This is a genomic window from Roseicyclus sp., assembly GCF_052168335.1.
GTDB lineage: Bacteria > Pseudomonadota > Alphaproteobacteria > Rhodobacterales > Rhodobacteraceae > Roseibacterium.
In genome coordinates, this window is record NZ_JBQLZP010000091.1 from 1 (window position 1) to 1,185 (window position 1,185).

The 1,185-nt window shown below is 72.8% G+C and carries 1 protein-coding gene and 1 pseudogene; one reads left to right on the forward strand and one right to left on the reverse strand.

Going from position 1 to position 1,185, the window contains the following annotated elements; all coding sequences use genetic code 11:
* A partial coding sequence (locus ACTS11_RS03000) for an imidazolonepropionase-like domain-containing protein (RefSeq protein ID WP_442638862.1) occupies positions 1-584 on the reverse strand: 584 nt, incomplete at its 3' end.
* 71 nt (positions 585-655) lie between these two features.
* Between ACTS11_RS03000 and ACTS11_RS03005 the strand changes: the two are divergent.
* Positions 656-1,185: pseudogene (locus tag ACTS11_RS03005) on the forward strand (formimidoylglutamate deiminase); the annotation flags it as partial.

The following is a 1,185-nucleotide window of genomic DNA, read 5'->3' on the forward strand; positions in this document are numbered from 1 at the left end:
GCTTCGAGCGCTGGAATGCAGACGTCATCGACATAGGCGTCGGCGCGCCCGCGATACTCGGGCGGCACGGCATGGGCGCCGAGGAAGCTCGTCCTGACCCGCACGGGCCGCACCTCGGCGATCCGCCGCGCGGCGCGGAGCATGGAAAGCTCGGTCTCCACGTCGAGGCCGTAGCCCGACTTGACCTCCAGCGTCGTCACCCCCTCGTCGATCAGCGCGTCGACGCGCGGCAGCGCCTCCGCCAGAAGGCGCTCCTCCCCCGCCGCCCGCGTCGCCGCGACGGTCGAGACGATGCCGCCGCCCGCGCGCGCGATCTCCTCGTAGGTGGCGCCCTCGAGCCGCATCTCGAACTCGCGGGCCCGGTTGCCGCCGTGGACGATGTGGGTGTGGCAGTCGATCAGACCCGGCGTGACGAGGCGGCCTTCGAGGCCCATCCGCTCGAGGCCCGCGAAGCGCGCGGGCAGCTCCGCCTCCGGCCCGGCCCAGGCGATCCGGTCGCCCTCCACGACCACGGCGCCGCGCGGGATCAGCCCGTGGGGCAGGTCGGCCTCCGTTCCGGCGAGTGTGGCGTCGACGAGGAGCATGGCGGACCTTGTCATGTCTGTGCGTGAACGGTATATGTCTGCACATAATGGCGCGTCAAGCGGAGAAGGCGATGACGACACTCTGGGCCGCGCGCGCCCTGACGCAGGAGGGCTGGACCGACGGGGTCCGTGTCTCCGTCGACGCCGGGGGCCGCATCGCGACGGTGGGGCAGGGCGCGCCCGAACCGGCGGATACCCGCGTCGGCATCCTGCTGCCCGCGCCCGTGAACGCCCACAGCCACACCTTTCAGCGCGCCATGGCCGGCCTGACCGAGCGGAGGGGCCCCGACCCGCGCGACACGTTCTGGACCTGGCGCGCGCTCATGTTCCGCTTCCTCGACCGGCTGACGCCCGACCATGTCGAGGCCATCGCCGCCTTCGTGCAGATGGAGATGCTGGAGGCGGGCTACGCCACCAACGTCGAGTTCCACTATCTCCACCACCAGCCGGGCGGGGCACCCTACGACGACGTCGCCGAAATGGCCGCCCGCATCGCCGCCGCGACGGCGCGGACGGGCATCGGCCTCACGCTCCTGCCGGTCCACTACCGCTACGGCGGCTGCGACCGTCGCCCGCTCGGCCCCGGGCAGGTGCGCTTCGG